This is a genomic window from Pantoea sp. nfd-35, assembly GCF_056892255.1.
The window spans coordinates 2,186,156-2,205,140 of sequence record NZ_CP122403.1; the positions used below are offsets into that span (position 1 = coordinate 2,186,156).

20 protein-coding genes are annotated in these 18,985 nt (G+C 55.3%); 7 read left to right on the forward strand and 13 right to left on the reverse strand.

The features are described from left to right. Window positions 1-25 precede the first annotated feature (25 nt). Window positions 26-460: a DoxX family protein gene (locus P9J57_RS10215; RefSeq protein WP_072138795.1), complete on the reverse strand. Its 435-nt coding sequence runs from the start codon at window positions 458-460 to the stop codon at window positions 26-28. A gap of 172 nt (window positions 461-632) precedes the next feature. Here P9J57_RS10215 and P9J57_RS10220 point away from each other — a divergent pair, with 172 nt between their 5' ends. Together P9J57_RS10220 and P9J57_RS10225 are read left to right on the forward strand one after the other, a co-directional pair. Then, window positions 633-2,153 (forward strand): carboxylesterase/lipase family protein, encoded by a 1,521-nt coding sequence (locus tag P9J57_RS10220; RefSeq protein ID WP_072138794.1) that lies wholly within the window; start codon window positions 633-635, stop codon window positions 2,151-2,153. Between the two features lie 189 nt (window positions 2,154-2,342). After that, window positions 2,343-4,013, forward strand: coding sequence for a methyl-accepting chemotaxis protein (locus P9J57_RS10225; RefSeq protein WP_013025862.1), 1,671 nt, complete (start codon window positions 2,343-2,345; stop codon window positions 4,011-4,013). 56 nt (window positions 4,014-4,069) lie between these two features. Here the strand turns inward: P9J57_RS10225 and pepT are convergent, their stop codons facing one another. After that, a complete protein-coding gene (gene pepT / locus P9J57_RS10230) occupies window positions 4,070-5,296 on the reverse strand; it encodes a peptidase T (protein WP_014605778.1) in 1,227 nt (408 codons plus the stop codon). Window positions 5,297-5,423: 127 nt separating this feature from the next. Here pepT and P9J57_RS10235 point away from each other — a divergent pair, with 127 nt between their 5' ends. Both P9J57_RS10235 and P9J57_RS10240 read left to right on the forward strand, forming a co-directional pair. Next, complete coding sequence (locus P9J57_RS10235; RefSeq protein ID WP_105078881.1) at window positions 5,424-7,019, forward strand: ABC transporter substrate-binding protein; 1,596 nt, start codon at window positions 5,424-5,426, stop codon at window positions 7,017-7,019. 102 nt (window positions 7,020-7,121) lie between these two features. Next, complete coding sequence (locus tag P9J57_RS10240) at window positions 7,122-7,388, forward strand: DksA/TraR family C4-type zinc finger protein (RefSeq protein WP_014605780.1); 267 nt, start codon at window positions 7,122-7,124, stop codon at window positions 7,386-7,388. A 1-nt stretch (window position 7,389) separates the two neighbouring features. Here the strand turns inward: P9J57_RS10240 and P9J57_RS10245 are convergent, their stop codons facing one another. The 7 genes from P9J57_RS10245 to P9J57_RS10275 form a co-directional block, all read right to left on the reverse strand. Next, window positions 7,390-7,488, reverse strand: coding sequence for a YoaK family small membrane protein (locus P9J57_RS10245; RefSeq protein WP_015700245.1), 99 nt, complete (start codon window positions 7,486-7,488; stop codon window positions 7,390-7,392). A gap of 26 nt (window positions 7,489-7,514) precedes the next feature. Further along, entirely contained in the window at window positions 7,515-7,838 is a 324-nt protein-coding gene (locus tag P9J57_RS10250; RefSeq protein ID WP_013025858.1) for a hypothetical protein, read from the reverse strand. 272 nt (window positions 7,839-8,110) lie between these two features. Then, window positions 8,111-8,239, reverse strand: a complete 129-nt coding sequence (locus P9J57_RS10255; RefSeq protein ID WP_483279496.1) for a hypothetical protein — start codon at window positions 8,237-8,239, stop codon at window positions 8,111-8,113. Window positions 8,240-8,294: 55 nt separating this feature from the next. Next, window positions 8,295-9,479 (reverse strand): sugar transporter, encoded by a 1,185-nt coding sequence (locus tag P9J57_RS10260; RefSeq protein ID WP_019105173.1) that lies wholly within the window; start codon window positions 9,477-9,479, stop codon window positions 8,295-8,297. A gap of 165 nt (window positions 9,480-9,644) precedes the next feature. Continuing rightward, a complete protein-coding gene (gene cybB, locus P9J57_RS10265) occupies window positions 9,645-10,190 on the reverse strand; it encodes a cytochrome b561 (RefSeq protein WP_029568805.1) in 546 nt (181 codons plus the stop codon). Between the two features lie 202 nt (window positions 10,191-10,392). Beyond that, window positions 10,393-10,650 carry a hypothetical protein gene (locus P9J57_RS10270; protein ID WP_014605782.1) on the reverse strand — a complete coding sequence of 86 codons (258 nt, stop codon included), beginning with the start codon at window positions 10,648-10,650 and terminating at the stop codon, window positions 10,393-10,395. A gap of 165 nt (window positions 10,651-10,815) precedes the next feature. Further along, window positions 10,816-12,063, reverse strand: a complete 1,248-nt coding sequence (locus P9J57_RS10275; RefSeq protein WP_015700247.1) for an MFS transporter — start codon at window positions 12,061-12,063, stop codon at window positions 10,816-10,818. Window positions 12,064-12,157: 94 nt separating this feature from the next. On the opposite strand from P9J57_RS10275, the gene P9J57_RS10280 reads away from it, so the two are divergent. The 3 genes from P9J57_RS10280 to bioD all read left to right on the forward strand — a co-directional run bounded on the left by P9J57_RS10280 (window position 12,158) and on the right by bioD (window position 15,210). Continuing rightward, the gene (locus P9J57_RS10280) at window positions 12,158-13,045 is read left to right on the forward strand and encodes a LysR family transcriptional regulator (protein ID WP_014593769.1); all 888 of its coding nucleotides are present in this window, start codon (window positions 12,158-12,160) and stop codon (window positions 13,043-13,045) included. A gap of 133 nt (window positions 13,046-13,178) precedes the next feature. Beyond that, a complete protein-coding gene (gene mlc / locus P9J57_RS10285) occupies window positions 13,179-14,396 on the forward strand; it encodes a sugar metabolism global transcriptional regulator Mlc (RefSeq protein ID WP_483279497.1) in 1,218 nt (405 codons plus the stop codon). 115 nt (window positions 14,397-14,511) lie between these two features. Continuing rightward, window positions 14,512-15,210 carry a dethiobiotin synthase gene (bioD, locus tag P9J57_RS10290; protein ID WP_019105177.1) on the forward strand — a complete coding sequence of 233 codons (699 nt, stop codon included), beginning with the start codon at window positions 14,512-14,514 and terminating at the stop codon, window positions 15,208-15,210. A gap of 124 nt (window positions 15,211-15,334) precedes the next feature. On the opposite strand, the gene osmV is transcribed toward bioD, so the two are convergent. The 4 genes from osmV to P9J57_RS10310 form a co-directional block, all read right to left on the reverse strand. Beyond that, complete coding sequence (osmV, locus tag P9J57_RS10295; RefSeq protein WP_013025850.1) at window positions 15,335-16,471, reverse strand: osmoprotectant ABC transporter ATP-binding protein OsmV; 1,137 nt, start codon at window positions 16,469-16,471, stop codon at window positions 15,335-15,337. Continuing rightward, window positions 16,471-17,118 carry an osmoprotectant ABC transporter permease OsmW gene (gene osmW / locus P9J57_RS10300; protein WP_015700252.1) on the reverse strand — a complete coding sequence of 216 codons (648 nt, stop codon included), beginning with the start codon at window positions 17,116-17,118 and terminating at the stop codon, window positions 16,471-16,473. The genes osmV and osmW overlap by 1 nt, the downstream gene beginning before the upstream one ends. 9 nt (window positions 17,119-17,127) lie before the next feature. Continuing rightward, window positions 17,128-17,991: a glycine betaine ABC transporter substrate-binding protein gene (locus P9J57_RS10305; protein WP_227008738.1), complete on the reverse strand. Its 864-nt coding sequence runs from the start codon at window positions 17,989-17,991 to the stop codon at window positions 17,128-17,130. Between the two features lie 64 nt (window positions 17,992-18,055). Next, a complete protein-coding gene (locus P9J57_RS10310; protein WP_013025847.1) occupies window positions 18,056-18,772 on the reverse strand; it encodes an ABC transporter permease in 717 nt (238 codons plus the stop codon). Window positions 18,773-18,985: the final 213 nt, after the last annotated feature.

Here is an 18,985-nt window from a genome sequence, read left to right on the forward strand (position 1 = left end):
GGCGCGATTGCTCCGGATTGCGCGACTATTGCAGCCGTGAATCACGTATCAGCGTGAATCTTCCCGCGCCCAGCAGCATGATCACCAGCGCGCCCAGCAGAAACAGCGCTTCGGTCTCCAGCGACCAGGCGCCCACGCCGGTGCGATGCCATAGTGCCCCGGTTTTGACCAGCAGCGTTGCCACCACTATATTCACCGCCACAATGAACGCCGCAGGCCGCGTCATCAGCCCCACAATCAGCATCAGCGGGGCGATAATTTCCCCGATCCAGGCACCCCAGGCAAGAAATCCTGGCAGGCCGTGCTGGTGCAGCAGTTGGGAAATCCAGCCCACCCCGTGCACCAGCTTGAACTCACCGTGAAACAGCAGCAGTCCACCCAGTGTCAGACGCAATAACAGCTTGCCCAGGTCAGGATGATCGGTCATTCGAACAAAAAGCTGATTGATGCCACTGAACATTTTCTATTCCTCTCACGCGTTAAACGACATGCAGTACTAAAAACAGGTTCGCCGGGAGCGGTCAATCCCGGCGGACGTGCGCAGCACATTTTCGGTATTTTTACCCGCTGTGTTTCTGGACAAAGACAGATGGCCTGAAATAATGACCGCCTACGCAGACAAGGAATAATGCATGAAAAATGAGCACGGCCTGAAGATCGCTATCGCGGACGGTGAGCTGCAGGGCGGCATCGATGACGGGATCTTTGTGTTTAAAGGTATTCCTTACGCTGCGCCGCCGGTGGGGGACCAGCGCTGGCGCGCGCCCCAGCCCGTCATCCCCTGGCAGGGCGTGCGAAGCGCACTGCATTTTTCTGCCGCGAGCTGGCAGAACCGCGAATACTGCCTTGCGATTGGCGGCGGCGATCCCGGCGATTTCAGCGAGGACTGTCTTTATCTCAATGTCTGGACGCCTGAACTGCAGCCCGATAAGCCTCTGCCGGTGATGGTATGGCTGCACGGGGGCGGATTTACCCTCGGTTCCGGCGGGCTGGCTCCCTACAACGGTAAACCGCTGGCCTCACGCGGCGCGGTTATCGTCACGATTAACTATCGGCTGGGCCATCTGGGCTTTTTTGCCCATCCGGCCATGGAAAAAGAGCAGTCGGCGACCGGGACGCTTCACAATTTTGCCCTGCTGGATCAGATCGCGGCTTTACGCTGGGTTCAGCGCCATATTCACGCCTTCGGCGGCGATGCCCGTAACGTTACGCTGTTTGGCGAGTCATCTGGCGCACGTAGCCTGTTATCGCTGTGCTGTTCGCCCCTGTCAGCCGGTTTGTTCCACAAGGGAATTGTGCAGAGTGCCTATAGTCTGCCAGACGTGACGCGGACCACGGCGCTTGAGAAAGGCGTGCAGGTGGCCAGACGTTTAGGTTTGCCCGCTGATGCCAGCATGGAACAGCTGCGCGCGCTGCCTGCTGAGGCCTTTTGGTCACTGGACAGCAGCTACGGGCTCGGTCCTGTTGCCATCGCGGGCGATGCGGTCCTTCCCGCGCCGGTACTGGATACGTTTATGGCCGGACGTCAGCATCGTCTGCCGCTGATGGCCGGAAGCAACAGCGACGAAGCCAGCGTACTGGCGTATTTCGGTGTCGATGCCGCCACGGTGGTAGACCGGCTTCGTCGTCAAAACCGGTTCAGCTATCAGCTGTTGAAATGGATTTATCCGCTTGAGACGGATGCGTTGCTCGGACGTGCCGTGGCACGGGATATGACGTTTAGCCTGCTTCCCTGGCTGGTGATGCGGGCGCAGCAAAAAGTCGCTATGCCGGGCTGGCGCTACTGGTTTGATTACGTATCTGAACATTCGCGGGACCTTTTTCCGCACGGCACCTGGCACGGTAACGAAATCCCCTACGTCATGAATACGCTGCATAACCTGCCCGCTGTCAGCGACGATCGCCGCTTTACGGCCGCCGATCACGCGTTTGCGCAGCAGGTCAGTGACTACTGGTTTCTCTTTGCCCGCGACGTGAACACCAGCACGACACAACTGGACGGGATCTTGCCCTGGCCTGCCTGGCAGGCGAATAATGACGTGACAATGTCACTCGGGTGCGAGGGGAAAGCGGGGCTCAGACTCATGCCGCGCTTTATGCGTCGGCGGCTGGCGCTGTTTCGCCTGATGATGTCGCGTATGGTTCGCTTGTAGTGCTCCCTCAGCCCTCGTGCCGGGTGCCATCCTGCGCGCCCTCCAGGCTGATTTTTGCTGAAACGGTGATCTGTCGCGGAGGCAGTGCACCAGCATAAAAAAGTTTAACAGCGCTGTTACATTTTCGGCCTTTCTGCCGATATATCCCATACGCCCGGTGTCACGGGTTAACGTTTAAGGGATTTCAGTATGGGTATGCTTAAAAATTTCACAATTCGCGCGGTAATGCTGACAATACTCGGGCTGTTTTGCCTGCTGTGGAGCGGAATCGGGCTGTTCAGTATTCATTCGCTCAATTCGTTGAGTGACGGCAACGATGTCGATCGCCATATCGTGGAACAGATGACCGCGTTGAGTAAGGGCAACGATCAGTACTTTCGTATGATTACGCGCCTGTCGCGCGTCATGGAGAAAAAAGCGGCAGGCACAGCGCAAAACGATGAGGCTTTCGCGCCCGTACAGCAGGCACTGGACAGTATGTCTCAGCAGCTGACCCTGTTCAAACAGCTCTCTCCCGGCCCAATGGATGCAGCCGTTGCCAATGACGTCATTGATAAATGGCAAAAACTGCTCGACCAGGGCGTGACGGTTCAGCTTCAGCGCGCCCGCCAGGATTCGCTGGACAGCTATCGCCAACAGGCAAATGACGTCACCCCTGCGCTGAGCCGTGCCTTTGGTGCCAGTACTGAAAACTTCAATAAAGTGGCAAGTGTCAAACTGGGTCAAACGCGGGTTGAAGTCGATCGTATGACCGCGATGACCAAAACCCTGATTTCAGTCACCGTGGTGATTGGCTTGCTGATTCTGCTGTTTACCGACCGTTATCTGGTAAAAATGTTGGTTAAGCCGCTGGAAAAAATTCGCGAACATTTTTCAGTCATCGCCAAAGGCGATCTCAGCAAGCCGGTTGAAGATATGGGCCGTAACTGCGTCGGCAAACTGGTGCCCTTACTGAGCGCCATGCAGGACAGCCTGCGCGAAGCCGTCAGTGCGATTCGCAGCGGCACGGAAAACATTTCACGCGGAGCCGCTGAGATTTCGATTGGTAATAACGATCTGTCTTCACGTACGGAAGAGCAGGCTGCCGCGCTGGAGCAAACCGCAGCCAGTATGGAACAACTGACGGCGACCGTGAAATTCAATGCGGAAAATGCGCGTCAGGCCAGTACCCTGACCGAAGCCGCAACGATCACGGCCAAACAGGGCGGTAGTCTTGTCGGTGAAGTGGTCACCACGATGAACGGAATCTCTGACAGTTCGAAGAAAATTGCAGAGATTACTAACGTCATCAACAGCATTGCGTTCCAGACCAATATCCTCGCGCTTAACGCCGCAGTAGAAGCCGCCCGCGCCGGGGAACAGGGCCGTGGCTTTGCCGTTGTGGCCAGTGAGGTCAGAAATCTGGCCCAGCGTAGTGCGGGTGCGGCAAAAGAGATCGCTGGCCTGATTGCGGATTCCGTTGAGCGCGTGGAAAAGGGGGCGCAACTGGTCAGCACGACCGGCGGCACCATGAGCGGTATTCTGAAATCGGTGCAGGATGTTGACGCGATCATGAAGCAAATCGCGGCCGCCTCAGAAGAACAAAGCAAAGGCATTTCGCAGGTTGGCACGGCGGTAACGGAAATGGACAGCGTAACCCAACAAAACGCCGCGCTGGTGGAAGAAGTCTCCGCCGCCGCCAGTGCGCTGGCGCTGCAGACGGAAGCCTTGCAGGCCTCTGTCGCACAGTTCCGCCTGTCCAGCGATGCGCCCCTGGCACCGACGTCAACGCGGAAGCCGCCCTCACAGCCGGCCAGCCCAACGACCTCATTCCAGCCTAAAGCCGCGTCGGCGGATAACGGCGATTGGGTAACTTTCTAAACCCGCATCTGACCACCGCCTTCATCGCGAAGGCGGTTTTTACTGCCTGTATCCCATCACTCCGCCGCCAGATAACACAGCTTCTCTGCCACCTGGTATGACTTCACAAAGGAGGTCACGGGCAGGAACTCAAAGCGCGAATGGAAGTTATGCGCGCCAGTAAAGAAGTTGGGTGTTAACAGACCTTTCGCCGACAAAGCCGCGCCATCGGTGCCGCCGCGCATGGGGATCACCTTAGGCGCAATATCCAGCGCTTGCAGGGCGGCGAAAATCAGATCAACCGCCCGACGATCTTCACCCATCGCATTGCTGATATTGCTGTAAATATCGCGAAGGGTTAGCTCAACTTTGCCCGTGGGATAGCGCGCGGCGATGATATCTCTGACCGCCTGCAACTGCTGTTTGCGTGCAGCAAAGCCTGCCAGATCAAAATCGCGAATCGAGGCGTTAAGCGTGGCAATGCTGGCGTTGGCCTGCATCTCATTAAACCAGATATAGCCTTCGCGACCTTCGGTATGTTCCGGCGTCGCCTGCCGGTCGAAGTGGCTGATAAAATCGTGAGCCATCAGTAAGGGATTGACCAGCACGCCCTTGCCCGACATCGGATGCGCCGGCACACCGGTAAAGCGGATTTCCGCTGCGGCCGCGTTGAAGTTCTCATAAACGACTTCGCCCAGCTCGCAGCAATCAATCGTCCAGGCGAAATCCACATTAAAACGGGTTTCAAGATCCAGCGCTTTCGCGCCGCGCAGCCCGATCTCCTCATCCGGCACGAACGCCACCACGACGTCGCCGTGTTTGCCCTGCAAATTCTCCATCAGCGTCATGACGACGCTCACGGCCGCCTTGTTATCGGCGCCCAGCACGCTGGTGCCGTCGCTGAAAATAATCTGCTGGCCGATATAGGGCGCGATCTCCGGGTGCGCATCCCGACGTAACCAGATGTCCTGCTGTGGGTTCAGACAAAGGTCTTCACCCTGCCAGGTGAGGATCTGCGGGTGAATGTCAGGGGACAGCCCCACGTCAACCGTGTCGATATGGGTGATAAACCCCACGCGCGGCGCATCGGGGCAGTTTCCTCGTTTCAGCGCCGTTACCGTGGCATGTTCATCAATCACAACCTGCTCAAGGCCAAGGTCACGTAATTCGTCCGCCAGCAGCTGCGCCATCGCGTGCTGGCTGGGGGTGCTGGGTAAGGTGCTGGACTTTGCATCACTTTGGCTGCTTACCGCCAGGTAACGAAAAAAACGCGTAATGAGTTGCGCCTGAAGTTTGTCGGTCATCACTAATCCTTATTAGTTGACGTACTGCGGGGTTCGCTATGGTGGTGATTCATGCTATCTATCAAAGCGCTAAATCATTTATTTAGATATTCAGACTAACGGAAGTCAACAGAAAGCGAGGACAATAATGAGAAACAGGTTTACGACCCTGGCACTGCTTACTGCAGGTGTGGCTCTGGCGGGCGGCGTCCATGCAAAAACGCTGGTGTACTGCTCCGAAGGCTCCCCTGAAAATTTTAATCCGCAACTTTACACCTCGGGAACCAGCGTGGATGCCAGTGCTGTACCGGTATTCAATCGCCTGGTGGACTTCAAACCGGGCACGACCGAACTGATTCCCAGCCTGGCAGAACGTTGGGATATCAGCCCGGACGGCAAGGTTTATACCTTTTATCTTCGGCACAACGTCAAATTTCAGAGCAATAAGCAGTTTACGCCCAGCCGCGATTTCAACGCAGATGATGTGATCTTCTCGTTTATGCGGCAAATGGACAGCAAAAATCCCTATCATGCGGTCTCTGGTGGCAATTATTCCAACTTCGACAGCCTGCAGTTGGCGACGCTTATCACCCATATCGATCGCATCGACGATCACACCGTGCGCTTCACCCTGGCCCATCCGGAGTCGCCGTTTTTGGCCGACCTGGCCTGGTACTTTGCCTCTGTCCATTCAGCGGAATACGCGGACAAGATGCTAAAGGCCGGCACGCCAGAGAAGGTGGATATGGACCCGATAGGCACCGGACCTTTCCAGCTAGTGCAGTATCAAAAAGATTCACGCATTCTCTATAAGGCGTTTCCTGACTACTGGCAGGGGAAAGCCAAACTGGATCGGCTGATTTTCAGCATCACGCCGGATGCCGCCGTGCGCTACGCCAAACTGGAAAAAAATGAGTGTCAGGTGATGCCATTCCCTAATCCGGCCGACCTGGACAAAATGCGACAGAACAAGGCGATCACGCTCAAACAGGCAGCAGGGCTGAATACCGGTTTTCTCGCATTCAACACCATTAAAGCGCCCACTGATAATGTGAAAGTCCGTCAGGCGCTGGCCATGGCGATAAACAAACCCGCCATTATTGAGGCCATTTTTAAAGGCACGGGCACGGTCGCCAAAAATATTCTTCCGCCTGGCGTCTGGAGCGCAGACAAGGATCTCAAAGACTACGATTACGATCCGGAAAAGGCTAAAGCCCTGCTGGCCGAAGCGGGTGTGAAACCGGGAACGGAAATCGCGCTGTGGGCGATGCCGGTTCAGCGCCCCTATAATCCGAATGCGCGCCGGATGGCGGAGATGATTCAGGCCGACTGGGCAAAAGTCGGCATCAAGGCCAACATCGTGAGTTATGAATGGGGCGAATACCTCAAACGCGTGCGCAACGGTGAACATCAGGCTGCTCTGATGGGCTGGACAACGGCGACGGGCGATCCGGATAACTTTTTCGGACCGCTCTATACCTGCACCGCGGCGAAAGGCGGTTCAAACTCATCAAAGTGGTGCTATCAGCCGTTTGAAACCCTGATCACCCAAGCCCGGGCCGAACCGGATCAGCGCAAACGGACTCACATGTACCTGCAGGCGCAGCAGATCATGCATGACCAGATGCCCGCCGTCATGATTGCCCACTCCACCATTTATGAACCGATACGCACGACGGTCAGCGGTTATGAAGTGGATCCCTTCGGCAAGCATATTTTTTATCAGGTCGATATCAAGCCGTAATCCATGATGCGGCGGCTCACAGGGACGTGTGCCGCCTTGCCTGCAAAATGTCAGATATGTTGTACAGTTAAGAGTGTGTTTGGTGTTCAGAAGGGAAATAACATGGCGAACGGTTGGGCTTCAGAAGGGGCGGTTCAGGAACAGATCGACAGTACCGTTAACGACGGGATCGAACGCGTGCGCCAGTCGATCGGTCAGGGCGAAAGCGCCACGGAATGTGAACTGTGCGGCGAACCGATACCGGCGGCGCGCCGTCAGGCACTGAAAGGCGTGCGCTACTGTGTCACCTGTCAGGAAAAAATCGATAAGCAGCAAAAAGAAACCAGCCTTTACAACCGTCGCGGCAGTAAAGACAGCCAGCTTCGCTGAATTATGATCCCGGCATGGCCAGGCCGCTGCCGATGAACCAGGCGAGAAAACCGATGCCGGCCACGATGATAGCAATGGGGAACAACAGACCAATTCTCATGTTTATCCTGTGAGTCTATTCAGGGATTAAGCCAGCCGTAACACGGCGTGATGGTTCTTCAGCAACGTAAACAGTTCAAACTGGGTCGCCTCATTTACCGCACGCCGTATCTCGCCTTTGGTGTAAATCATTGTGTGGATATGACCCAGTTGACGCCACACAACAATCGCCGAGGCCACAAGCGCGCAGGTATTCTCTGCCTGCACACATTCTACTGTGGCATGGCAGGCATCGTCTAAGTCATTGAGAAAAATTTTCACCCCATCAGTGGGCAAGATCGCCCGAATATCATCCAGCATGACCCGGCTGACGCTGCGTGACAAATATAGAGTTAACCACTTCCTCGTCATTATGACACCTGACGTTAACGATTTTCTCCGTTATACGGGGTAAACATAGGTAATGGAAGTGTTGAGAATAGGGTAATGATATTTAACGAACTTTTTTAGCTTATTAACGGCAGGCGAATTCCCAGACGTTTTATACCTTAACGATGCGGCTTAAATAACCAATTTACACGTGCCAATTTTATACCGGCCAATACGCTGTCTCAGGTTACGACGTTAAAAACGCGGGGTGCGGTGCGTATTCCGTTATTTAATGTTTAGGGTTGTCTGTGACCTTAATTCACTGACTCGTGCTGGCTAACGTCGGGCAGGCTGGTGACGCGGCGTGATCGATGACGCAGATAACCGCCAACGCGCGGCGGCATGATCCCGGTGCCGGTAGCCGAACGGCTGTTTTCAGCCATTGTGTCTGTGAGGAATAAACCAGAGCAGGCTCCGTCATCACGAAGCCTGCTGTTGTCATCCGTTCGAACGCAGTTGCGGATAACGTTTGAAAATATAAATACACCATAACAGCGCCGCGAGTCCGATGATCGCTCCCACATTACCCACATCAGACAGGCTCATGTAAGCGCTGACCTGGCTGCCTAATAGCGCGCCCGCACCAATACCGATATTATAAATACCGGACATCAATGACATCGCGACGTCCGTCGCGTCCGAGGCTAAAGACAGCACGCGGATTTGCATCGCCAGGCCAATCATCATCATTGCCATTCCCCAGACCACGCACAGGGTAATGATCGCGCCGGGCCGGACTGCGGCGAAGATTAACAGTCCCATGCACAGCGTCACCAGCGCGATAGCGGCAATCAGCAACGCAGAGGGGAATTTTTTCCCCAGCGAACTGAATAACAGGCTGCCAATAATGCCCGCCGAACCGAACAGCAGCAGCAGTAAGGTGGTGAACCCCTCGCTGGCATTAGCAACGAGCTGCATAAAAGGCTCAATATAGCTGTAGGCCGTATAGTGCGCGGTCACAATTAACGTCACCAGCAGATACATCCCGACCAGCGCCGGTCGGCGGAACAGCAGGGGAACGCTGCTAAGCGAACCCGTGTGCTCGCTGGGCAACCGTGGCAGGATACGCGCCAGCATAATCATCAGCACCAGGGCGGACAGCCCGATCACGCCAAACGTTGTGCGCCAGCCCAGCGCCTGACCGACCACGCGTCCAATCGGCACGCCCAAAACCATTGCCAGCGCGGTGCCGGTTGCCAGCATGCTGAGTGCCTGGGTTTTTTTACCTGCGGGGGCAACACGAATTGCCAGCGATGCTGTAATTGACCAAAACACCGCATGGGACAACGCAATTCCCACACGGGATACGATCAGGGAAGTAAAACTCCACGCAAACGTAGAAAGCACATGACTGGCAATAAAGACGATAAACAGAACCGTTAACAGGAACCGGCGTTCAATATTCCGCGTCAGCAGCATCAAAGGCAGTGACAGTAAGGCCACCACCCAGGCATAGATCGTCAGCATAATGCCCACTTCAGACGTTTTCATCGAAAAGCCTGCGGCAATATCGGACAGTAAACCGACCGGCACAAATTCGGTGGTATTAAACACAAAAGCGGCGATGGCCAACAGCACCACGCGTAGCCAGGCCGTTTTACGGGAAACAGTTGTTAATGGCATGAGAAGTTAAATCAGTCTGTGCGTCAAAAAGGAGTCAGGGCGATCACCCCATGATAGTGACCTGCGTCACACTTTAGCGGTTATTGTGGAGGAATTACGCGCCGGGTGGAACCACCAGGCGCAGATTAAGATGAATTTTTTTTGCCCGATACGGCAGTATGGCGTTTACGGCTCGCGATGACGCTGTCCGGGCATCATCCGCAGCAGCGTATTGTCCTTCAGGGCGTAATGATGAAACAGCGCCGCCGCCACATGTAAGCCAATCAGCCAGTAGCCAAGTGGGGCCAGCGTTTCGTGCCAGTCGGTCAGCGTATCCGACAGATCAAAGTCAGGTTCGGCCGCCACCGGCATCGGTATACCAAATAACTGCCACTCGCGACCTTTCAGATAACGCGATGCCAGTCCCAGCACCGGAAGCGTGATGAAAAGCGCATAAATCAGCGTATGCGTCAGATGAGCCAGCCCGGTTTGCCAGCGCGGCACCGGAGGAATAATGGCGGGACTACGATGACGGAGTTTCAGCAGTAATCGCGACAGCATCACCACCAGAATCGTCGCCCCGGCGCTGAAATGCGTCACCATCATCGCAAAGCGCTGCCAGGAACCCCGCTCGACATAGCCGCGTAACTCCATCGTGGCATAGGCAATGATGAGCAGCAGAACAGTAAGCCAGTGAAGCGCAATTTGAGACGATGCGAATTTATTACGCATGGTAGAGCCCTGTATGAAAGTAAGGGTTCTAAGATAACGGAAAAAAATGAAAAAGCTTAACGAAATGACGACTCTGTGGGATGACAGACCAACCGCAGACAGCAGACTCGGGGGCAGAGAAGGCGAGGATAACCGGCACACGGGCTGGGCTGAGAATGGCGGCCAGCAACCGCCATACTGACGTCAAACGGGCGTTGCGTAATCAGAAATCCACGCCGTGCTTAAGCGCCACACTGTCCTGAGTGTGCACATTTTTACCCGGGGCAACCGGGCAACACGCATCGCACCCTAATGAACCGGGATAGTACTTACGGGCCTGCTGAATGGCTGCGGTTGCGGAATAAAATGTGCCGAGAAACAGCCGACCTTCCAAATCCGGAAGATATTTACAGCCGCTTGCATGAACCACGTGATTATCGTTGTAGCCTGATTGTTTGTTGACGTAATAGTATCGCGCCATTAGGTCTCCCCCTTGCTGTGAATTCAAAGATGACATTAATCTTTGGGATCAAACCGATTATAGCGGGGAAACGCGTGCTTTAGGCAATCATACTGATAATACGGACAATTCTTGTACGGGCCGCATTCCGGGCAGTCAAACACCCGGAATATTCATTAAGTTTTGCTAGAGTTTGCGGCGGTGCAGCTGCCAGGCAACCCACAACGCTAACAGCAGTAAAGCGGAGATAAACAGTGTCAGGCCGCCCCAGCCAAACTGATGCCAGAAAAAGCCGCCAGCCGTACCCGCCACGCTTGAGCCGACGTAATAGCTGAACAGATAGAGCGAAGAAGCCTGACCTTTTGCCCGACGAGCGCGTGGGCCAATCCAGCCGCTCGCCACGGAGTGCGCCGCGAAAAATCCTGCCGTAAACAGCATCATACCAATGAAGATCAGCACGATACCGTTAAATGCCGTCAGCAGTAACCCCATCAGCATAATAAAGGTCGAGCCAAACATAACCGGGCCGCGCCCAAACCGGCTGGTTAACGCGCCGGCTTTCGGGGAACTCCATGACCCGGTCAGATAAACCACCGACAGCAAGCCCACCACAGCCTGACTTAAATGCCACGGCGCGCCCAGCAGGCGATAGCCGATATAGTTGAACAGCGTCACAAAGGCGCCCATCAGCAGCAGGCCTTCGGCAAACAGCAGCGGCAATCCCGCATCGCGCCAGTGCAGACGGAAGTTAATGGTCAGATGGCGCGGGCGCAGCGAGGCCGGACGGAAATGGCGCGATTCAGGTAAGATTTTCCAGAACATCAGGGCAGCGGCGAGGGCAAAACAGCCAATGGCCGCAATGGCTATGCGCCATGAAAAGAAGTCGGTTAATACACCGCTTATCAGGCGGCCGCTCATGCCGCCAATCGAGTTTCCGCTGATGTACAGCCCCATCGAAAAGGCCACCACGCTGGGATGGATCTCTTCACTCAGATAGGTCATGCCCACCGCGGCCACACCGCTCAGCGATAAGCCGATCAAGCCCCGCATCAGTAAAATGCCGTGCCAGCTGGTCATAGTGGCAGAGAGCAGGGTACAGATTGCGGCCAGCATGAGCGCCGTTACCATCACGGACTTCCGTCCTATGGCATCGGACAGCGGGCCTGTCACCAGTAATCCCAGGGCCATCATGGCGGTGGAAATGGAAAGCGAAATACTGCTCGCGGCGGGAGAAATGCCAAACTGTGCAGAGAGCACCGGCAGAATAGGCTGCACGCAATACAGCAGGGCAAAGGTGGCCAGCCCGGCAGAAAACAAGGCGAGCGTGACGCGCATAAAAGGCCGGGTGCCGCGCACAATCCAGTCAGACGCGGAAGCCTCAGACTGCGCAGGCATATCGCTGTCCAGCGGCACCGCAGGTGAAGAGCGATTCACAGGGGATCCTTATGAGTAAAAACAGAGTGTTACTGTAGAAAAGGTCTATTAGGTTGTCTAATATATTAATCATCTTAAATAAGACGTTTAACCTATGAATATTGAACTGCGTCACCTGCGCTATTTTATTGCCGTTGCGGAAGAGCTGCATTTTGGCCGCGCAGCCCAGCGCTTACACATCTCCCAGCCGCCGTTGAGTCAGCAAATCATGCAGCTGGAAGCGGAAACCGGCGCGCAGTTGTTTAACCGCACCAACCGTAGCGTGCAGCTTACGCCGGCCGGCGCGCAGTTTTTACAGGATGCGCGGGCAATCCTGTTACAGGTCGAGCAGGCAACCCAGCGCGCCGCGCGTCTGCATCGCGGTGAAGAAGGAGAGCTGCGCATTGGATTTACCTCCTCTGCGGCTTTTATTGGCGTGATGTCAGATGCGCTTTATGTGTTTCGCCAGCGCTGGCCCAACGTACATGTTCAGATGCAGGAAATTAACACCCGTCAGCAGCTGGCTCCGCTGCATGAAGGCAAGCTGGACCTCGGCGTCATGCGCAACACGCCGCTCCCCGCCGATTTGCATCATCAGCTTTTGCTGCGCGAGCCATTGTGCGCCGTGGTGCATAAAGCCCATCCGCTGGCGACGGCAGGGCGGATCACCTTGCAGGCGCTGGCGCGGGAACCCTTTGTGTTTTTTGATCCTCAGGTGGGAACGGCACTGTACAGCGAAATCCTGGATTTGCTTCAGCGCTATCAGATCCGGCCCTACATTACCCAGGAAGTGGGCGAGGCCATGACTATTCTCGGACTGGTCGCGACCGGGCTGGGTGTATCTATCTTGCCTGCCTCCTTCAGCCACGCGCGTCTGGCGAACGTGGTGTGGTTACCGCTGGAGGAGCCTGATGCGCAGTCGGAGATGTGGCTGGTCTGGTCGGGCGAACGCGAAATGAGTGCGCAGATGGCGCATATGATGGCGTTACTGCGCCGTGAGTGACAATTTATCCGCCAAAGCCGGAAAAATTATGTGTGTTAAATCACATATCTAAGCAAATATTTGCCGCAAAAAGTGAATCTGCCGCACCATAGCGGATATTTATTTAGAAGCGCGAAAATAACCGGAGCAGGGTGTGAGTTCGGACAGTCAACCTGGCCATATTGACCAAATTAAACAAATTAATGCTGGCGTCGTTTACCGGTTAATCGATCAGCATGGGCCAGTCTCGCGTATTGAACTGTCCAAACGGGCCCAGCTGGCGCCTGCCAGTATTACCAAAATCGTGCGGGAAATGCTGGATGCCCACCTGGTTCAGGAAACCGAGTTTCAGGAGCCGGGCGCTCGCGGCCGTCCGGCGATTGGTTTAATCCTTGATACGGACGCCTGGCACTATCTGGCGATTCGTCTGCACCGTGGCATATTGACGCTGACCTTGCGTGACCTCAGCAGCAGGGCGCTGGTCGAAGACAACCTGCCGCTCATTGATGACGCCACGGAGCCGCTGCTGACGCGTTTGACCGACCATGTTGACGCGTTTTTTATCCGTCATCAGAAACGGCTGGAAAGGCTGACCGCCATTGCCATCACCCTACCGGGGCTGATTAATGCCGCATCCGGTGTGGTGCACCGTTTACCCGGCTATACCTGCCATGATATGCCGTTGGGCAGCACCCTGGCGGCGCGGACCGGCCTGCCGGTATTTATCCAGCACGATATCTCCGCCTGGACGCTTGCCGAGTCGCTGTTTGGTGCGTCACGCGGTGCGCAGGACGTGATTCAGATTGTGATCGACGAAACGGTAGGGGCTGGCGTGATCACTGGCGGTCAGCTGTTGCACAAAAGCGGACGCGCGCTGGTGGAAGTCGGCCACACACAGGTCGATCCTTACGGCCAGCAATGCTACTGCGGCAATCACGGCTGTCTTGAAACAGTCGCCAGTACCGGCAGCCTGCTGGCGCTGATTGCGCACCGACTTCCGGGTCAGCCCGACAGCCTGTTACGCCATCAGCCCTTAACGCTTTCTGCCGTTTGTGAGGCAGCACAGAGCGGCGACAGGCTGGCGCGGGATGCCATAGCGACAGTGGGGCATCATGTTGGCAGGATCCTCGGCATGATGGTCAATATCTTTAATCCTCAACAAATTCTTATCGGTTCTCCGCTAAATCAGGCGGCAGATGTTCTCTTTCCGGCAGTACAAAATACCATTCACCAGCAGTCTTTACCTGCATACAGCGCAGTGATTCAGCTTGCACCCACTGAATTTACTGAGCCAGGTACGCTGGGTGCGGCCGCGTTGATCAAGGATTCGCTTTACAGCGGCTACCTGTTAATTAAGTTACTGCAAGGTTAAGCAACACTAACCTTGCGCTAACGCAATCTGCTCCCCCTTTTCCTTCCTTAGAATGATCATTCGCATGAAAGCCGAATCGTCAGTGAGCTGACACCGCTTGTGAAGGAGAAGTAGAGTGAAAACGCTATTTATTACCGGAACCGATACCGAAGTGGGGAAAACCGTGGTCGCACGCGCCCTGCTGCAAAGTTTTACCCAGGCGAACGAGCGGGCTGCGGGCTACAAACCTGTTGCCCGCTGGGGCGTCAAAACAGAAGAGGGCCTGAGAAACAAGGATGGGTTGTTTTTGCAGAGCGCCTCTTCCCTTGCGCTGCCTTATCAGGCAGTGAATCCGGTCATTTTTGAGAAAGAAGAAATCTGCGGCTATCCGCCCAATAAGGTCGATTATGCGAAAATCACGCAGGGGCTTCAGCATCTCAATCAGCTTGCCGATCGCGTGGTGGTCGAGGGCACCGGGGGCTGGCGCAGCCTGATGAACGATGCCCAGCCGCTGTCGGCCTGGGTGATCGAGCAGCAACTGCCCGTTATCTTAGTGGTCGGGATTAAGTTAGGTTGTATCAGCCATGCGCTACTGACCGCTCAGGCGATCCAGGCCGACGGATTGCCGCTGGCCGGATGGGTGGCTAATCGTATTAATCCGGGGCTGGCGCACTATGCCGATATCATTTCCGTCCTGCGTGAACAGATTACGGCACCGCTTCTCGGTGAGTTGCCTTATTTGCCCCGCGCAGAGCAGCGCGATCTGTCCCGTTATCTGGATATCTCCCTGCTGAATAGCAATAACCTGCACTACGCCCGGACAAAAACAGCATGAGAGAACCAGAGCAGGATGGCGCCACGCGCGCGACGGTACCATTCATCAGAAATAACTGACCAACAGTGATACGGAATGAGAGGCAGGATTAAGTGGGCCGCAACCAACGTGCGGCCCTGATTCATTATGGATTCAGGCGGCGACGGGTACGCCCGGAGCTGAGATAATCAGCAATGTAGTCCTGGGAAATCTCGCCACTGTAACGGCCATCTTCGTCCACAATCGGCATCCAGACGGTGTTGTGTTCATAGAGTTTCGACAGAACCACACGCAGGTTTTCTTCTGCTTTGCCGGTCACTTTAAACGTATGCAGCATCTCTTCACAGCGCCCGCTCGCGTGACGCGCCTCACGGCGTTTCACAAATCCTAACGGCTTGCCGTCGTCGTCAACCACGGTGATGGAACGCATGTCGTTTTCGTCCATGGTGCCAAAAGCCTCCGTTAACGGCGTCGAGCGTTTTACCGTGATGGTGGGCTGTTGGTCGGTCACGTCGCCTGCCTGTACCAGCAGCAGACGTTTCAACGTACGGTCCTGGCCAACAAAGGAGCCGACAAAATCGTTAGCCGGCGTCGCCAGCAACTCATCGGGGCTGGCGCACTGGACAATTTTGCCTTGGCCGAAGACCGCGATGCGGTCGCCAAGTTTGAGTGCTTCATCAATGTCGTGGCTGACCAGCATCACCGTTTTCTTCAACTGACGCTGCATATCCAGAAACTCATTCTGAATAACTTCCCGGTTAATTGGGTCAACCGCGCCAAAAGGCTCATCCATCAGCAGTACCGGCGGATCAGCCGCCAGCGCGCGAATCACCCCAATGCGCTGCTGTTGTCCACCGGACATTTCACGCGGGTAGCGATGCAGAAACTTATTCGGATCCAATGCCACCATGCTCATTAACTCCGTTGCCCGCTCGCGGCACTGCTTTTTATCCCAGCCCAGCATGCGTGGCACCACGGTGATGTTCTCTTCAATCGTCATATTGGGGAACAGACCAATTTGCTGGATCACGTAACCAATATTGCGACGCAGGGTGGTGGTATCCTGAGTGCTGGTGTCTTCCCCGTTGATGAGAATCCGCCCGCTGGTAGAGGGAATTAAGCGGTTAATCATTTTCAGCGTGGTGGTTTTGCCACAGCCAGAAGGCCCAAGCAGCACGCACATCTCGCCAGCAGGAACCTCAAGACTCACATTGTCCACCGCTTTCATCAGCGTGCCGTTTTTCTGGCTGAAGGTTTTCGTCAGATTTTCAAGTTTTATCATTATCGAATTCCCTTAGGAGTCAGCGCCAGCTGCAAACGGTGCAGCAGCCAGTCAAGAACAATCGCCAGCAGGCAAATCATCAGCGCCCCGGCAATCAGCATACGAATATCACTGCCGCTAATGCCATCCAGCAGCAGCATGCCCAGCCCGCCAGCACCAATCACCGCCGCGATAGCCATCACGCCAACGTTCATGACCACGGCGGTGCGAATACCACCAAAAATCACCGGAAGCGCCATCGGGATCTCAACCCAACGCAGGCGCTGCCAGAACGTCATGCCAATGCCACGACCCGCTTCACGCAGGCCGTCCGGCAGATTTTCCAATGCGGTATGCGTGTTGCGCACAATCGGCAGTAATGAATACAGGAAGACCGCCGTGATAGCCGGTAGCGCACCAATCCCTTTCCCAATCAGCGAGAAAAGCGGAATCATCAGGCCAAACAACGCAATCGTCGGGATGGTCAGTACAACGGTGGCAATGCCGAGCACCGGCGCGGCCAGCCATTTAAAGCGCACAATTAAAATCCCAAGGGGTACGCCAATAACAATCGCGCATCCTACTGCAACCAGCACCAGCCAGGTATGTTGCCAGGTCAGCGTGAGCAGGTTATTCCAGTTATCAATGATGTAATGAAGGGTATCCACGATGCCTCCTTACAGCATGTTTTTGGATTGAAGGAAATCGCGCGCCACCTGTTCAGGCGACTGGTGATCGATGTCCACGCGCTTGTTCATCTCGGTAATGGCCTCATCGGTGATCAGCGGGGAAAGCTGATTCAGGGCGGCTTCAAGACCGGGATGGCTCGCCAGCACGTCTTGACGCACAACCGGCGTCACGTTGTAGCTGGGGAAAAAGTGTTTATCGTCTTCCAGCACCTTGAGATCGAAACCTTTCACGCGCCCGTCCGTGGTGTAGATCAGGCCGGCATCCACAAAACCATCGCGCACGGCGTTATAGACCAGCCCCGGATCCATCTGGCGAATCTGTGGCCTGTCGAGCGTCAGGTTGTAGGTCTTCTGCAGTGGCTTCATGCCGTCTGAACGGCCATAAAACTCCAGGTCCAGCCCGAGTCGCCAGTTATGTTTCGGATCTGTTTTACGCACCTGATCCATTTTGGCCACCAGTTGCGACAGCGTCGAAATACCTTCTTTTTCCGCGCGCGCGCGCTGCATGGCAAAGGCATAGGTGTTATTCATCGGGGCGGGATTGAGCCAGATAAGACCCAGTTTGCCGTCCAGATTTTTCACGGTTTTATAGGCGTCCTCGGAGGACATCGGTTTATTAATATGGTTAAAGATGATCAGTGAGGTACCGGTATATTCCCAGGTCATGTCGATCTGCTTGTTAATCATGGCATTACGACTGATGGTGGTGGCGATGTTGCGTTTCGGGATAACCTCAAAGCCTTTCTTTTGCAGCCACATAACCGTCATGGCTGAAAGAATATGTTGCTCGGTAAAGCTTTTTGTCGCGAGCACCAGCGGCGTGGCCGCCTGTACGCTTTGGCTGAGTGCCATTGAGGCCACCAGTGCCAGGGTAGAGCTCTTAATCCAGCGCGTTAGCATTACAAACCCCTTATCGTTATGCCGCAGCGTGCGGGCTAAGGTAGCGCCCTAATGACGCCAGTAGCATATCCAGCACCAGTGCAACCAGCGCCGTAGCAACGGCACCCAGGATAAGCACAGGGAAGTCATTAAGATAAATGCCGGGGAAAATCAGTTCGCCAAAGCTGCTGGCGCCAATCAGGAAGGCGAGCGGGGCGGTGCCCACGTTAATGGCGGTGGCAATGCGCACGCCCGCAAGAATAACCGGCAGGGCGTTAGGAATCTCAACCTGACGCAAGCGCTGCCATTTGGTCATGCCGATGCCGTTCGCGGCTTCGATCAACGAAGGCGGTACGGCGCTGAGTCCGGAGTAGGTGTTACGGACGACAGGCAACAGTGATGCCAGAAACAGCGCGACCAGGGCGGGCTTATCACCAATGCCAATGACAACCATCGCCAGCGCCAGAACGGCAAGAGGAGGCAGCGTATTGCCGACGTTAAAGATTTGCATGACATATTCCGCCCAGCGCCGGGCAAAAGGGCGGCTGAGTAGAATACCGCTGGGTATACCGACCAGCAGGGCGAACAGCATCGACCAAAACACCAGAAACAGGTGCTGCTGTCCGAGGTAAATCAGATCGTCTTTGCGGGCGACCAGCGTATCCCAGCCAAGCCCCCATACCAGCGCACCTGCCACTGCGACCACAGCCAGCAGTGCCAGACCGGCACGCCTGGCCAGTGAAGCGTTATGCATACGGTTTCTCCCTGTTTACGGATCTGTTGTTATAGCTACCTAAACCAGCATGACAAAAGTGGCTATCGTCAGCGCCCCTTCCAAAACCATGCCGGTCGCTAAATGCGGCAAACCGCAGTGAATTTCTGCGTAATTTCACAAAGTGCGGAAAATACCGCTTTATTTCTATAGCAGCGGTAAGCGGAGCGCGCCAGCTTTTATCGGAAAAATCAG

What these genes read in the sequence shown, in the direction of transcription:
- P9J57_RS10245 (WP_015700245.1), bottom strand. Translation starts at nt 7,488, where the DNA reads ATGAGAATTGGTCTGTTGTTCCCCATTGCTATCATCGTGGCCGGCATC.
- P9J57_RS10240 (WP_014605780.1), top strand. Translation starts at nt 7,122, where the DNA reads ATGGCGAACGGTTGGGCTTCAGAAGGGGCGGTTCAGGAACAGATCGAC.
- P9J57_RS10255 (WP_483279496.1), bottom strand. Translation starts at nt 8,239, where the DNA reads ATGGCTGAAAACAGCCGTTCGGCTACCGGCACCGGGATCATGCCGCCG.
- P9J57_RS10250 (WP_013025858.1), bottom strand. Translation starts at nt 7,838, where the DNA reads ATGACGAGGAAGTGGTTAACTCTATATTTGTCACGCAGCGTCAGCCGG.
- osmV (WP_013025850.1), bottom strand. Translation starts at nt 16,471, where the DNA reads ATGATAAAACTTGAAAATCTGACGAAAACCTTCAGCCAGAAAAACGGC.
- P9J57_RS10305 (WP_227008738.1), bottom strand. Translation starts at nt 17,991, where the DNA reads ATGGCACTCAGCCAAAGCGTACAGGCGGCCACGCCGCTGGTGCTCGCG.
- P9J57_RS10235 (WP_105078881.1), top strand. Translation starts at nt 5,424, where the DNA reads ATGAGAAACAGGTTTACGACCCTGGCACTGCTTACTGCAGGTGTGGCT.
- P9J57_RS10260 (WP_019105173.1), bottom strand. Translation starts at nt 9,479, where the DNA reads ATGCCATTAACAACTGTTTCCCGTAAAACGGCCTGGCTACGCGTGGTG.
- cybB (WP_029568805.1), bottom strand. Translation starts at nt 10,190, where the DNA reads ATGCGTAATAAATTCGCATCGTCTCAAATTGCGCTTCACTGGCTTACT.
- P9J57_RS10225 (WP_013025862.1), top strand. Translation starts at nt 2,343, where the DNA reads ATGGGTATGCTTAAAAATTTCACAATTCGCGCGGTAATGCTGACAATA.
- P9J57_RS10215 (WP_072138795.1), bottom strand. Translation starts at nt 460, where the DNA reads ATGTTCAGTGGCATCAATCAGCTTTTTGTTCGAATGACCGATCATCCT.
- P9J57_RS10220 (WP_072138794.1), top strand. Translation starts at nt 633, where the DNA reads ATGAAAAATGAGCACGGCCTGAAGATCGCTATCGCGGACGGTGAGCTG.
- P9J57_RS10270 (WP_014605782.1), bottom strand. Translation starts at nt 10,650, where the DNA reads ATGGCGCGATACTATTACGTCAACAAACAATCAGGCTACAACGATAAT.
- P9J57_RS10280 (WP_014593769.1), top strand. Translation starts at nt 12,158, where the DNA reads ATGAATATTGAACTGCGTCACCTGCGCTATTTTATTGCCGTTGCGGAA.
- P9J57_RS10310 (WP_013025847.1), bottom strand. Translation starts at nt 18,772, where the DNA reads ATGCATAACGCTTCACTGGCCAGGCGTGCCGGTCTGGCACTGCTGGCT.
- pepT (WP_014605778.1), bottom strand. Translation starts at nt 5,296, where the DNA reads ATGACCGACAAACTTCAGGCGCAACTCATTACGCGTTTTTTTCGTTAC.